We start from the raw sequence: 13,090 nt of genomic DNA, 5'->3' as shown, positions 1-13,090 counted from the left end.
CCACCACATAGAAGAAAGCGCGGGCCAGCGAAACCCGCGCAATAGAATCAGAACGTCAACACGCTCATGAACATGCGCTGCAACCAGCCGAGCGTCGTCGAATCGGCCAGCATGCCCTGACCCGCCTGCTCGATGCGAGCGTTCGCCACCTTGCTCGACGCGACGTAATTGCCCGCCTCGATGTCCTTCGGGTTCACGATGCCCGACAGCCGCAGCCGGTCGCGGTTGCCGCCCATCGAGATCAGCTTCTCGCCCGATATGACCAGATTGCCCGTCGGCATCGTGCCGATCACCGTGACGGCAAGCGTGCCCGTCATGCCGCTGGTGTCGGCGATCGATCCTTGCCCCTTGAACGTCGTGCTCGCCGAGCCAATGTTGAAGAGCCGCGCCAGACGCGCTGCCGTGCCCGTCGATTTGTCGGCGGCCTCGGCGGTGATGTCGCTCGCCCGGCTCGCCTGCGCGTTCGCGCTGTTCGAGCCCGTGTACGACTCGGAGAGCCGGATCGTCAGCACGTCGCCGATATGCTGCGCACGCGGCGTCTCGTACAGCAGCAGACTCTGGCCCGCCTGATAGATCGAGCCCTGCGTGTTCACGTTGATCGGCGCGCTCGCGAGCGGCGGCAGCATCGGCGTGTCGACGATCGAATCCTTCGTGCTGCCGCAACCGGCGAGCGCGTAGAAAGCGATGGCGCTCGTCAGCACGGCGACAGCGCGCGGCATGTGCATGGCGTTCATGATGTGTCCTGCCTGTGCGTCAATTGAAGCGTTGAAGCCAACCGGATAAGTGTTCAGCCCGCGTCGGCGCTGCTCGTCTGCCACTGCCGAACCACCGACTTCATATATGCGTCGGGATCCTTCAGCAGATACGTGAGCGTCGCGTTGTGCGTCGCGGGCAACAGGCACAACGTGATCGAACTGACATCGTTTTCCCAGATATAGACGGGCAGCGTGCCGGCCGTCGGCGAAGCGACCTGGGTCGACGTGCGCGGCGAGCCGTAGCGGTCTTCGAACGCGTCGCGCAAATCGTCGGCCGTGATCTCGTCGATCACGAACGAAATCTCATACAGACGAAACGCGCTTTGCCCATCGACGCGCACGAAGCGCAGCACATGCTCGTCGGCGGGCGAGCCGTCCACGACCGCGCGCGACACCGCCCAGCCGTCCGCCGCGCGATGCGCCCATTGGCACGCGATCGTCAGGCTCTGCGATGTCTTCAACCGCATGCCGAGCGAACCCGCGACGTTGTCCGTCTCGCAGACGGGCACGCTGCCAAGCGGCGTCGCACGGACGCGCGAGACGGCGCGAAACTCATCAAGCGTGATGCCGAGCGGAATGCCGCGAAACGCAAACGGCTTGTCGACGGCGTGTTTCTTCGCGGCCGCCGACATGCGCAACGCAGCAGCCTGTTGCGGCGACAACATGTTCTGCGCGACGGCAGCAAACGGCATCAGTGCGCACGACATGGCGACGGCGCATGCCGTCAGCGCGCGTCCAATCGAAGTGAGGTGCATGGCTCGCCTCGCGTAATCGATGGTCGCAGCTCAGTCGATGGCTGCGGCACAGGCGTCGAACGGCGTCGCGGCCACATGGCCGACGACGGGCAGAATCTTCAGCGTCGCCGAAGTCAGCCGGCACGGCAGCGCCGCGACGGCACAACCGTCGAGCGGCAGCACTGCCGCACCAACGGCCGACCAGATCGCGAGACGCGCCGCGGCACGCCGCGCGCGAGTGAAAAAGCGTGATTTCGGCACGGCGAACTCCGGCAGCTCAGGCCGTCGTATTGACGTGATTGCCGACCAGGCCGACGGGCGATGCAGACGTTTGCGTCGCTGCCGCCTTGTCGCCCGTCGACGATGCAGCTGCCGCGGTGGACGTGCTGCGCGACGACGTCTTGTCGGTCGCGGCCGGTCGCGCGACGCCCTGCAGTTGCGTGGTGAAGTGATTGTTCTGAACAGTCATGGCAAACCTCATGAAGTGCGAGAGTCTTCGGAACGCCGTGCACATCGCGGAGGCATCGCTGCATCCGGCGCACACGGCGGCTTATGGCGTAGCGAATGATCCCGTCTGACCCGCTCTCACGATGGCTCAAGCAACGCACGGATTTCTGAGGTGCTTACGACCGCTTGCGAATGCACGCCAAATCTTTCAGACGTCGCATTCCGGACACTTTTTGGCCTGACATCCGAAAGGCGCGCACGGGGAATATTGCCGACTGCAACGCGCGCGACGACTCGCGAAACCCCGCGCAGCAAGGGTCGTTTGTGTAACGCCCCGCCACACACCGGCTGGTTGAGAGTTTGAGTAAGTGTTGGTAAGGAAGACTTCAACCGCCGAGCCACGATGCCGGACTAGAATTTCGGTATGAATCCACAGGTCCTCATCGTCGACGACGATCCCGTCGTGCGCGATCTGCTTTGTCGCTTCCTCCAATCGAACGGCTACGATGCATCCGTGCTGCATGACGGCACGCATCTGCAACGGCGTCTCGAACGGGAGCGGCCTTCCGTCGTCGTGCTCGACATCATGATGCCGAACACGGACGGCCTGCGCGCGCTCACCGCCTTGCGCGCCGCCGGCGACGACATTCCCGTGATCTTCGTGACGGCGCGCGGCACGGTGGCCGATCGCATCATCGGGCTATCGCTCGGCGCCGACGACTATCTGACGAAGCCGTTCGATCCACGCGAGCTGCTCGCGCGCATCCAGACAGTGCTGCGGCGGCGCGGCCCCGCGACGACGAGCGCCCCTGAAGCGCGCAAGCGCTATCGCTTCGGTCCGTTCGAACTGGACTTCGCGACGCGCACGCTGTCGCGCGACGAAACGCGCGTCACGCTGCGCGATAGCGAGTTCGCGCTGCTGAAGATCTTCGTCAACAATCCGTACAAGGTGTTGTCGCGCGTGCTGATTCACGACCTCGTGCATCGCGACGACCTGCCGTTCCGCGACCGCAGCCTCGATGTGCCCATCTGGCGTCTGCGCCGCGTGATCGAAAACGATCCGTCGAATCCGTGCTATGTGCAAACTGTGCGCGGCAAAGGCTATGTGTTCGTCCCCGATGCGGATCCTGATGGCGCGCCGTTCGCCGCCGATCCTGCGTGATCTCCGCGTGACCCGTATCAGGAATCCGCTGAATACGCTGTTCGGCCGGATGGCGTTGCTTTCGTCGGCGGTGCTGTTTGCGATTCAGGCCGGCTGGTTCGTGCTCGTCGTGATGCAACCGCCGCATCACGAAGTGGACGGCTACGCGCGCGGCATCCTGCTCGCGTTGCAGGCCGCGAACGGCGAGCCCGTCAACGGCGCCGACGTCGCGCCCGCGCTGCGCGTGCATCTCGTGCCGACGTGGAACATGCCGGCCACCGTCCATCTCGAACCGCCGACGCGCCGCCCGTTCATCGACCTCACGCGACGTCTGCGCGCGAGCCTGCCGCCCGGCACCGAAATCGCCGTCGACGACACACATATGCCGCGTCTGTGGGTGCGCTTTCCGCGCAAATCGATGTGGGTCGTGATTCCCGTCGACGTGCCGCCGCGTCCGCGCTTCGTGATCGAATCCGTTTCGATGCTGCTGGCCGCGTTGCTGCTGTCGTTGCTCGCGGTGTGGCAGATGCAACGGCCGCTCACGCGGGTCGCACATGCGGCTCGCGCGTTCGGTTCGGGCGGTCGGCCCGAGCCCGTCTCCGAACAGGGACCGCGCGAGCTGCGCGATCTGATCGGCTCGTTCAACGACATGATGCGGCGCCTGAACGAAGCGGGCGACGACCAGGCTGTGATGCTCGCGGGCGTCGCGCACGATCTGAAGGCACCGCTCACACGCCTGAAGCTGCGCGCGAGCGTGCTCGCCGACGAGAACGAACGCGCGGGTCTGATCCGCGATGTCGATTCGCTGACGAATATCGTGCAGCAGTTCCTCGAGTTTGCCGGACAGTCGGCGGAATCGGGACCGATGACGGAAGTCGACGGTTTCCTGCGCGAGCAGTTTTCCGCCACGGACGGCAATGAAACCGTCGATGGCGACGATGGCGAGGCAACGCTCTTCACGCTCGATCTGCAGGCGGGTCCGCGCTTTACGCTGCCGCGCACGCTGCTGGACCGTCTCGTCACCAATCTCGTCGACAACGCCTTCGAGCACGGTGCGCCGCCCGTCGATATCGCGACGTCGCGCGACGATGAGCAATGGATCATCGACGTTCGCGATCACGGTCCAGGCATCCCCGAAGACCGCATCGCCGCGGCGATGAAGCCGTTCGTGCGGCTCGACGCGGCACGCGGCGGCGAAGGACATTGTGGACTGGGTCTCGCGATCGTCGTGCGCCTCACGCATCATCGCGGCGGCAAGTGCACCGTGGAGAATCATCCGGAAGGCGGCCTGCACGTGCGCATCGCAATGCCTGTCACCGTGCCGGATGCGTGAAGCAGCGCCGCGTTTTATTACGCACGCGGCGGTTGCGCTTACCTTGCCTTACGATTGCCCCGTTTCCGATGGGTTGAGATCTATAGTGCAATCCGGCGTCCTCGGCGCCTCCCTGTTCGGTCCGTCCCGCTGCCACCTGGGACGGGCCGTTTTTTCTTTGTGCGGGGAAAAAGGACGTCAGAGAAGCAGACGGTCGCGCAGTGTATCGACCGTCGATTGCATCAGGCCGAGTCCGCGCGTCAGATAGCCCGACATCGTGCCGTAGCTTGCCTGCACCTGATCGAAAGATGCCTGCAGATAACTGCTCTGCACGCTCGCGAGCGGCATTTCGATGCTGGCGGCAAGATCGCCGCCTTCCTGGCGGCGCGCTTCGACGCGCGCCGATATCGAATTGGCCAGATAGGTGTTCGACAGCAGGTAGTCCTGCATGATGACATCGAACGGCACGTTCGCGATGCTCAGCAGCAGTGCCGCCGCCCAGCCCGCGCGGTCCTTGCCCGCGCTCGAGTGAATCAGCTGCGGGCCGGGCGTAGTGGCGAGCTGCGTGAGCAGCGAACCGAACGCCGCGCGCTGCACGGGATCCGTCACGTAGAACCGTTGCGCGTGTTCCATCGACGACACCGCGCTTGCCGCGCTATCCGCTGCGGGCATCATCACGTCTTCGTGTCCTGTGACGTTGATCTTCTGATACAGCGCGTTGGCGGGCAGCATATCGGCGGCGCGGTCGATTTCAGCGGGCGTGCGAAGATCGTAGACAGCCGTGATGCCCAACGAATCGAGCACGGCTGCATCGGCGGTATTCTCCGTCAGCGCATTCGCGCGAAAAAACGCATTGCGCCGCACGACACGGCCGTCGACGGTCGGATACCCCGCCGCCGTGCCGCCCACGTCACGAAAGTTTTCCAGCGACGCGAGGCGCGGCGTCGGTGCCTGATCCGCGCCGGCATTGGTCCCGCCGCACGCCGTCAGCAGCGAACTGCCCATACCGGAGAGCAGCAGCGCGCCCGCCGTGCCCTTCAGGAAGCGGCGGCGCGACGCGCGCTCTGCGTTCGCGAACGCGTGCAGATCCGGCATCGCGAGCGGCGAAGCACGAAAGGCGTGTAAAGCGGCACGCGAAAGGTCCGCTTTCGCAGTGAGAGTCATCGTGTGTTTCTACAAGTTGCGGGCACAGCGCAAGCGCGGCGCAGGAGCGAAAGACGCACGCGGTGCGCGTGCACGTGGACGGCCTCGCCGTCGGATTAAGGCGCCGATGCGGAGTGTAATGGACGAAAACAGTTTTCAGGTTACGCGGTAGCAGTCAGTAAGGAATCGCAATGAAGGCCTGCCGGACGCCCTGCTGGAGAGTAGCCGGCCAGCGCACGGCGGGTGCGCAAGTTTCTTACACGGTTTCTTCTGCGTCGCGAGGTTCTGTTTCTGTTCGCGCTTCGCGCCAAGCACTTCACTCGTAGACGACGGGCGCGCTCGCCAGCGACCTGTAACGCGCGCCATTGCGCGCAAGCGTGCTCGAATACAGCGTCAACGCTTCGAAGCGTGCGATGAGTGCTACAGGCAATTCCGCCGCATGACCGACAGCGGCGGCATCGCGGCGATAGCGGGCGAGCGTCACGTGCGGCCTGAACGTGCGCGCATCGACGGGCAGGCCGAGCGCGATCATCGTCGAGCGCACACGCCAGTCGAGGGCGACGAACTCGTCGGACATCGCGAGCGTCGCCACCGTCAGGCGCGGATGCGATGCGCCCGGCCAATGCTCGATCTTCGTGATGGGCGCTAGCTTGAGCGGCACGGACTCGCGCGTGACGGCGTCGATCAACGCAGCGCTCCTGTCGAGCGGCAGCGCGCCGATGAAAGTGACCGTCAGGTGCAATTGCTCGTAGGGTACGCGACGTGCTGCGGGCGGCACGGGAATGTCCGACAGAGCAGCGCGCGTCGCCGTGTCGGGTACGAGGGCGATGAAGCAGCGCTGGTAGTCGCGCTGCGGATCGGCGGCTTCCCTCTCGCCGTTCGCGCGAGCGGCGTCAAGCTCCGCTTCGTCGCGGTCCATTGAACCGGCCTGCGGATCTGACTGACGTTCGGTACGCTGCATCGCCGATACCTCCGTGCACGTTTGCGCCGATCGCCACATTATCGCGCCATGTCAGAAAAAAACCGGGTCGCTCTTGCGAGCGCCCGGTTTCCTGACCTGCTTCTACTGCTTTTACGTGACTAGCCGGCGTCGAAGCGCCGGTGCCCGCGTCTGTCTCCACATCCTCCTGCAAAACAGGGCGGCTTGCCGCGCGACATATGCAGCGCGGCATCGCCGGGACGATCGAGACTTAGCGCGGCAACTCCGAATGGCCCATCAGATAGGCATCGACCGAACGTGCGCACTGGCGGCCTTCGCGGATCGCCCATACCACGAGCGACTGACCACGGCGCATATCGCCTGCCGTGAACACCTTGTCGACCGACGTGTAATAGGCCTTGTCGCCTTCCGTCGCGGCACGCACGTTGCCGCGCGCATCCTTGTCGACACCGAACGCCTCCAGCACGGGCGAAACGGGCTGCGTAAAGCCCATCGCCAGCAACACGAGATCGGCCTTCATTTCGAATTCGGAGCCCGGCACTTCGACCATCTTGCCGTCCTTCCATTCGACGCGCGCCGCAATCAGCTTCTCGACCTTGCCGTTCTTGCCTTCGAAACGCTTGGTCGCCACGGCCCAATCGCGCTCGCAGCCCTCTTCGTGCGACGACGACGTGCGCAGCTTGACCGGCCAGTACGGCCACACGAGCGGCTTGTTTTCCTCTTCCGGCGGCTGCGGCAGCAGTTCGAACTGCGTGACGCCCTTCGCGCCGTGACGGTTCGACGTGCCGACGCAGTCCGAGCCCGTATCGCCGCCGCCGATCACGACCACATGCTTGCCCTTCGCGAGCAATTGATCAGCGACCTTGTCGCCGGCGTTGACCTTGTTCTGCTGCGGCAGGAATTCCATCGCGTAATAGATGCCGGAGAGTTCGCGGCCCGGCACGGGCAGATCGCGCGGCGTCTCGGAACCGCCAGTCAGGATCACGGCGTCGAACTGTTCCTTCAGTTCTTCCGGCGTGATGGTTTCCTTCGCGGTATTGCCGATGTGCGCCGGCAGTGCGTCCTTGCCGATGAACACGTTCGCGCGGAACGTCACGCCTTCGGCTTCCATCTGGCGCATGCGGCGGTCGATCAGCCACTTCTCCAGCTTGAAGTCGGGAATGCCGTAACGCAGCAGGCCGCCGATGCGGTCGTTCTTCTCGAACACCGTCACGTCATGGCCGGCGCGTCCGAGTTGCTGTGCAGCGGCCAGGCCCGCCGGGCCCGAACCGACGACGGCGACTTTCTTGCCCGTCTTGTGCTTCGACGGCTGCGGCGCAACCCAGCCTTCGGTCCACGCCTTGTCGATGATCGCGTGCTCGATCGATTTGATGCCGACCGGGTCGTCGTTGATGCCGAGCGTACATGCCGCTTCGCACGGCGCCGGGCAGATGCGGCCCGTGAACTCGGGGAAATTGTTCGTCGAGTGCAGGACGTCGATCGCGTTCTTCCAGTCCTGACGGAAGACCAGGTCGTTGAAGTCCGGAATGATGTTGTTGACAGGGCAGCCGTTATTGCAGAACGGGATGCCGCAATCCATGCAACGTGCGCCCTGGATCTTCGCTTCGTCGTCGGTCAGTGCCGACACGAATTCCTTGTAGTGCTTGACGCGGGTGAGAGGTGCTTCGTACGCCTCGTGACGGCGCTCGAACTCGAGAAAACCGGTTGCCTTGCCCATGTGGTTCTCTATGTCTATCTGAATCGGTGAGGGGATCGGCGCCCGCCGCATCGCGTTTTGCACGCAGGCGGCGGGTGCGCTTCGTTATGTCGTCAGGGGTTGGGTCGGGAAACGATCAGGCCGCGAGCACTTCCTTGGCAGCCTTCTTCGCACCCATTTCGCCCAGCGCGCGCTTGTATTCGGTCGGGAACACCTTCACGAACTGACGGCGCGACGCATCCCAGTTTTCGAGCAGCGCCTTGGCGCGCGGCGAACCCGTGAACTGGAAGTGACGTTCGATGAGCCCCTTGAGCAGCGCTTCGTCGGTCTGGCCCAGATGCCACAGTGCCTTGTCGACCGTGCGCTCCTGTTCGGCCTGTTGCAGCACCGGGTCGAGCGCGACCATCGACTTGTTGCACTTCGCAGCGAACGAACCGTCGACGTCGAACACATAGGCGACGCCGCCCGACATGCCCGCCGCGAAGTTACGGCCCGTTTCGCCGAGCACGACCACCGTGCCGCCCGTCATGTATTCGCAGCCGTGGTCGCCCGTGCCTTCGACGATCGCCGTCGCGCCCGAGTTACGCACGCAGAAGCGCTCGCCCGCGACGCCGCGGAAGAACGATTCGCCTTCGATCGCGCCGTACATCACCGTGTTGCCGCAGATGATGTTTTCTTCGGACTTGCCGCGGAAGTCGTTGGTCGGACGGATGATGATGCGGCCGCCCGACAGGCCCTTGCCAACGTAGTCGTTACCGTCGCCGACCAGATCCAGCGTGATGCCCCTGGCGAGGAACGCGCCGAAGCTCTGGCCCGCCGTGCCCTTCAGCTGGATGTGGATCGCGTCGTCGGGCAGACCGTCGTGGCCGTACTTCTTCGCGACCGCGCCGGACAGCATCGCGCCGACCGTACGGTTCACGTTGCGCACCGGCTGGATGAACGACACGTGCTCGCCCTTCTCGATCGCGGCCTTCGCCTTCTCGATCAGCGTGTGATCGAGTGCGCGGTCGAGACCGTGATCCTGGGATTCGACATGCAGACGCGCGACGCTTGCCGGAACGCTCGGCTGATAGAACACGCGCGAGAAGTCGAGACCCTTCGCCTTCCAGTGCTCGATGCCCTTCTTCATATCGAGGTATTCGCTGTGGCCGATCAGGTCGTCGAACTTGCGGACACCCAGTTGCGCCATGATTTCGCGCACTTCTTCAGCGATGAAGAAGAAGAAGTTCACGACGTGTTCCGGCTGGCCCTGGAATTTCGCGCGCAGAACCGGGTCTTGCGTCGCGACGCCGACCGGGCACGTGTTCAGATGGCACTTGCGCATCATGATGCAGCCTTCGACGACGAGCGGCGCCGTCGCGAAGCCGAATTCATCTGCGCCGAGCAGCGCGCCGATCACGACGTCGCGACCTGTCTTCATCTGGCCGTCGGCCTGCACGCGGATGCGGCCGCGCAACTGGTTCAGCACCAGCGTCTGCTGCGTTTCGGCGAGGCCGAGTTCCCACGGCGTACCGGCGTGCTTCACCGACGACAGCGGCGATGCGCCCGTGCCGCCGTCATGGCCTGCGATCACGACGTGATCGGCCTTCGCCTTCGCAACGCCCGCGGCAACCGTACCGACCCCGACTTCCGACACCAGCTTCACCGAAATGCTCGACGACGAGTTCACGTTCTTCAGATCGTGAATCAGCTGCGCGAGGTCTTCGATCGAATAGATGTCGTGGTGCGGCGGCGGCGAAATCAGGCCGACGCCCGGCACCGAGTAACGCAGCTTGCCGATGTACTCGGACACCTTGTGACCCGGCAGCTGGCCGCCTTCGCCCGGCTTCGCGCCCTGCGCCATCTTGATCTGGATCTGGTCCGCCGACGCGAGGTATTCCGCCGTCACGCCGAAACGGCCCGACGCGACCTGCTTGATCTTCGAGCGCAGCGAATCGCCTGCCTTCAGCGGAATGTCGGTCACGATCTCGTCGCCGATGATGGACTTCATCGTGTCGCCGTTCTTGATCGGAATGCCGCGCAGTTCGTTGCGATAGCGGTTCTCGTCTTCGCCGCCTTCACCCGTGTTCGACTTGCCGCCGATACGGTTCATCGCAACGGCCAGCGTAGCGTGCGCTTCCGTCGAGATCGAGCCGAGCGACATCGCGCCCGTTGCAAAGCGCTTGACGATGTCCTTCGCCGATTCGACTTCGTCGAGCGGAATCGCCTTCGACGGATCGACCTTGAATTCGAACAGGCCACGGAACGTCATGTGACGCTTCGTCTGATCGTTGATCAGATGCGCGTATTCCTTGTACGTCTGATACGAGTTGCTGCGTGCCGAGTGCTGCAGCTTCGCGATCGCGTCCGGCGTCCACATGTGGTCTTCGCCGCGCACGCGGTACGCGTACTCGCCGCCCGCGTCGAGCATGTTCGAAAGAACCGGGTTGTCGCCGAATGCGTCGCGGTGCAGACGGATCGCTTCTTCCGCGACTTCGAACAGGCCAATGCCGCCGACCTTCGATGCCGTGCCCTTGAAGTACTTGTTCACGAGTTCTTCAGCGAGACCGACCGCTTCGAAGATCTGCGCGCCCGTGTACGACATGTACGTCGAAATGCCCATCTTCGACATGACCTTGTGCAGGCCCTTGCCGACTGCCTTCGTGAAGTTGTAGACGGCCTTTTCCGCCGACAGGTCGCCCTTCATGCCCGCAGCCATCTGCGCGAGCGTTTCCATCGCGAGGTACGGGTGAACGGCTTCCGCACCGTAACCCGCGAGCAGCGCGAAGTGGTGCGTCTCGCGCGCCGAGCCCGTTTCGACGACGAGGCCCGTGCTCGTGCGCAGACCTTGCTGCACGAGGTGCGTGTGGATGGCCGAGGTGGCGAGCAGCGCCGGGATCGCGACGTTGTCGCGGTCCGTCTTGCGGTCCGATACGATCAGCATGTTGTAGCCGGACTTCACGGCGTCGACGGCTTCCGCGCACAGCGAAGCGAGGCGCGCTTCAATGCCTTCCTTGCCCCATGCAGCCGGATAGCAGATGTTCAGTTCGTACGAGCTGAACTTGCCGCCCGTGTACTGATCGATTGCGCGGATCTTCGCGATGTCCTTGAAGTCGAGCACCGGCTGCGACACTTCGAGACGCATCGGCGGGTTGATGTTGTTCGTGTCGAGCAGGTTCGGCTTCGGACCGACGAACGACACCAGCGACATCACCATGTTTTCGCGGATCGGGTCGATCGGCGGGTTCGTCACCTGCGCGAACAGCTGCTTGAAGTAGTGATAGAGCGTCTTGTTCTTGTTGGACATGACGGCCAGCGGCGAGTCGTTGCCCATCGAGCCAACGGCTTCTTCGCCTGCCTGCGCCATCGGCGCCATCAGGAACTTGACGTCTTCCTGGGTATAGCCGAACGCCTGCTGGCGGTCGAGCAGTGCCGCCGCTTCGCGGCGCTCCGTGGCGACGTCGTCGGCATTCGGTTCGATTTCGTCGAGCTTGATGGTCACCGCGTCGATCCAGCTCTTGTACGGCTTCGCGTTTGCGAGGTTGTCCTTGAGCTCCTTGTCGTCGATGATGCGGCCGTGCTCCATGTCGATCAGGAACATCTTGCCCGGCTGCAGGCGCCACTTCTTGACGATCTTCGACTCGGGAATGGGCAGCGTGCCCGCTTCCGACGCCATGATGACGAGGTCGTCGTCGGTGATGATGTAGCGCGCCGGACGCAGGCCGTTACGGTCGAGCGTCGCGCCGATCTGACGGCCGTCGGTGAACGCGATCGCAGCGGGGCCGTCCCACGGCTCCATCATGGCGGCGTGGTATTCGTAGAACGCGCGACGGTTGTCGTCCATCAGCGTGTGCTGTTCCCATGCTTCGGGAATCATCATCATCACTGCGTGGACGAGCGGGTAGCCCGCCATCACGAGCAGTTCGAGACAGTTGTCGAACGAAGCCGTGTCCGACTGGCCCGGATAGATCAGCGGCCAGAGCTTCGGCAGGTCGTCGCCGAGCACGTGCGACGCGATCGCGCCCGTACGTGCGTTCAGCCAGTTGACGTTGCCCTTCACCGTGTTGATTTCGCCGTTGTGGGCGATCATGCGGTACGGGTGAGCCAGTTCCCATGCCGGGAACGTGTTGGTCGAGAAGCGCTGGTGCACGAGCGCCAGCGCCGACACGACGCGCTCGTCCTGCAGGTCGCGGTAGTACACGCCGACCTGGCCCGCCAGCAGCAGACCCTTGTAGACGACCGTGCGCGCCGAGCACGACGGCACGAAGTATTCCTTGCCGTGCTTGAGCTTGAGCGCCTGGATGCGGTGGCTCGCGGTCTTGCGGATCACGTACAGCTTCCGCTCGAGCGCGTCCGTCACCATGATGTCCTTGCCGCGGCCGATGAAGATCTGGCGGATCAGCGGCTCGCTCGCCTTCACGGTCGGCGAGATCGGCATGTTGTGGTCGACGGGGACGTCGCGCCAGCCGAGCACGACCTGGCCTTCGGCCTTCACCGTGCGCTCCAGCTCCTGTTCGCAAGCGAGACGCGAAGCGTGTTCCTTCGGCAGGAAGATCATGCCGACGCCGTATTCGCCCGCGGGCGGCAGCGTCACGCCCTGCTTCGCCATTTCCTCGCGGTAGAACGCGTCCGGAATCTGGATCAGGATGCCCGCGCCGTCGCCCATCAGCGGGTCGGCGCCGACGGCGCCCCGGTGATCGAGGTTCTCGAGGATCTTCAGGCCTTGCTGGATGATCTCGTGGCTTTTCTTGCCCTTGATATGCGCAACGAAGCCGACGCCGCATGCGTCGTGCTCGTTCTGCGGGTCGTAAAGACCCTGCGCGGCGGGAACCGTGGAAATCGGCTGCTGGTGGTCGTTCATGGGGACACCGTCTGTCAGGGGCCGTGGGGGCCGTTAAACCAGTTTTTCTCGTTGCCGCGGTTTGCGGGTCAACCGCGCGGGG

General features: G+C 64.2%; 10 protein-coding genes. 2 read left to right on the top strand and 8 right to left on the bottom strand.

The genetic code is table 11. The annotated features are described in order from the left end of the window. Positions 1–47: 47 nt before the first annotated feature. The 4 genes from G3N95_RS19330 to G3N95_RS19315 all read right to left on the bottom strand — a co-directional run bounded on the left by G3N95_RS19330 (position 48) and on the right by G3N95_RS19315 (position 1,958). Positions 48–725 carry a flagellar basal body L-ring protein FlgH gene (locus G3N95_RS19330; RefSeq protein WP_241018725.1) on the bottom strand — a complete coding sequence of 226 codons (678 nt, stop codon included), beginning with the start codon at positions 723–725 and terminating at the stop codon, positions 48–50. A gap of 62 nt (positions 726–787) precedes the next feature. Then, on the bottom strand, positions 788–1,510 hold the full coding sequence (locus G3N95_RS19325) for a hypothetical protein (RefSeq protein WP_205971675.1): 723 nt from the start codon (positions 1,508–1,510) through the stop codon (positions 788–790). Positions 1,511–1,540: 30 nt separating this feature from the next. Further along, complete coding sequence (locus tag G3N95_RS19320) at positions 1,541–1,750, bottom strand: DUF6726 family protein (RefSeq protein ID WP_205971674.1); 210 nt, start codon at positions 1,748–1,750, stop codon at positions 1,541–1,543. A 16-nt stretch (positions 1,751–1,766) separates the two neighbouring features. After that, a complete protein-coding gene (locus tag G3N95_RS19315; RefSeq protein WP_205971673.1) occupies positions 1,767–1,958 on the bottom strand; it encodes a hypothetical protein in 192 nt (63 codons plus the stop codon). A 402-nt stretch (positions 1,959–2,360) separates the two neighbouring features. Between G3N95_RS19315 and G3N95_RS19310 the strand changes: the two genes are divergently transcribed. Then, positions 2,361–3,098, top strand: a complete 738-nt coding sequence (locus tag G3N95_RS19310) for a response regulator (RefSeq protein ID WP_205971672.1) — start codon at positions 2,361–2,363, stop codon at positions 3,096–3,098. A 16-nt stretch (positions 3,099–3,114) separates the two neighbouring features. Next, positions 3,115–4,410 (top strand): ATP-binding protein, encoded by a 1,296-nt coding sequence (locus tag G3N95_RS19305; protein WP_205971752.1) that lies wholly within the window; start codon positions 3,115–3,117, stop codon positions 4,408–4,410. Positions 4,411–4,587: 177 nt separating this feature from the next. Here the strand turns inward: G3N95_RS19305 and G3N95_RS19300 are convergent, their stop codons facing one another. The 4 genes from G3N95_RS19300 to G3N95_RS19285 form a co-directional block, all read right to left on the bottom strand. Continuing rightward, the gene (locus tag G3N95_RS19300; RefSeq protein ID WP_205971671.1) at positions 4,588–5,553 is read right to left on the bottom strand and encodes a tyrosine-protein phosphatase; all 966 of its coding nucleotides are present in this window, start codon (positions 5,551–5,553) and stop codon (positions 4,588–4,590) included. A gap of 295 nt (positions 5,554–5,848) precedes the next feature. Further along, positions 5,849–6,493, bottom strand: coding sequence for an RNA 2',3'-cyclic phosphodiesterase (thpR, locus tag G3N95_RS19295; RefSeq protein ID WP_205971670.1), 645 nt, complete (start codon positions 6,491–6,493; stop codon positions 5,849–5,851). A gap of 229 nt (positions 6,494–6,722) precedes the next feature. After that, positions 6,723–8,189, bottom strand: a complete 1,467-nt coding sequence (locus G3N95_RS19290; protein ID WP_205971669.1) for a glutamate synthase subunit beta — start codon at positions 8,187–8,189, stop codon at positions 6,723–6,725. A 115-nt stretch (positions 8,190–8,304) separates the two neighbouring features. Beyond that, on the bottom strand, positions 8,305–13,008 hold the full coding sequence (locus tag G3N95_RS19285) for a glutamate synthase-related protein (RefSeq protein ID WP_205971668.1): 4,704 nt from the start codon (positions 13,006–13,008) through the stop codon (positions 8,305–8,307). Positions 13,009–13,090: the final 82 nt, after the last annotated feature.

Origin of the sequence: Paraburkholderia sp. Tr-20389, assembly GCF_017104565.1 — a bacterium.
In the GTDB taxonomy this organism is placed as follows: domain Bacteria; phylum Pseudomonadota; class Gammaproteobacteria; order Burkholderiales; family Burkholderiaceae; genus Paraburkholderia.
Note: the sequence above shows the minus strand (reverse complement) of the source record. Positions and strands in the feature narration are given on the sequence as shown.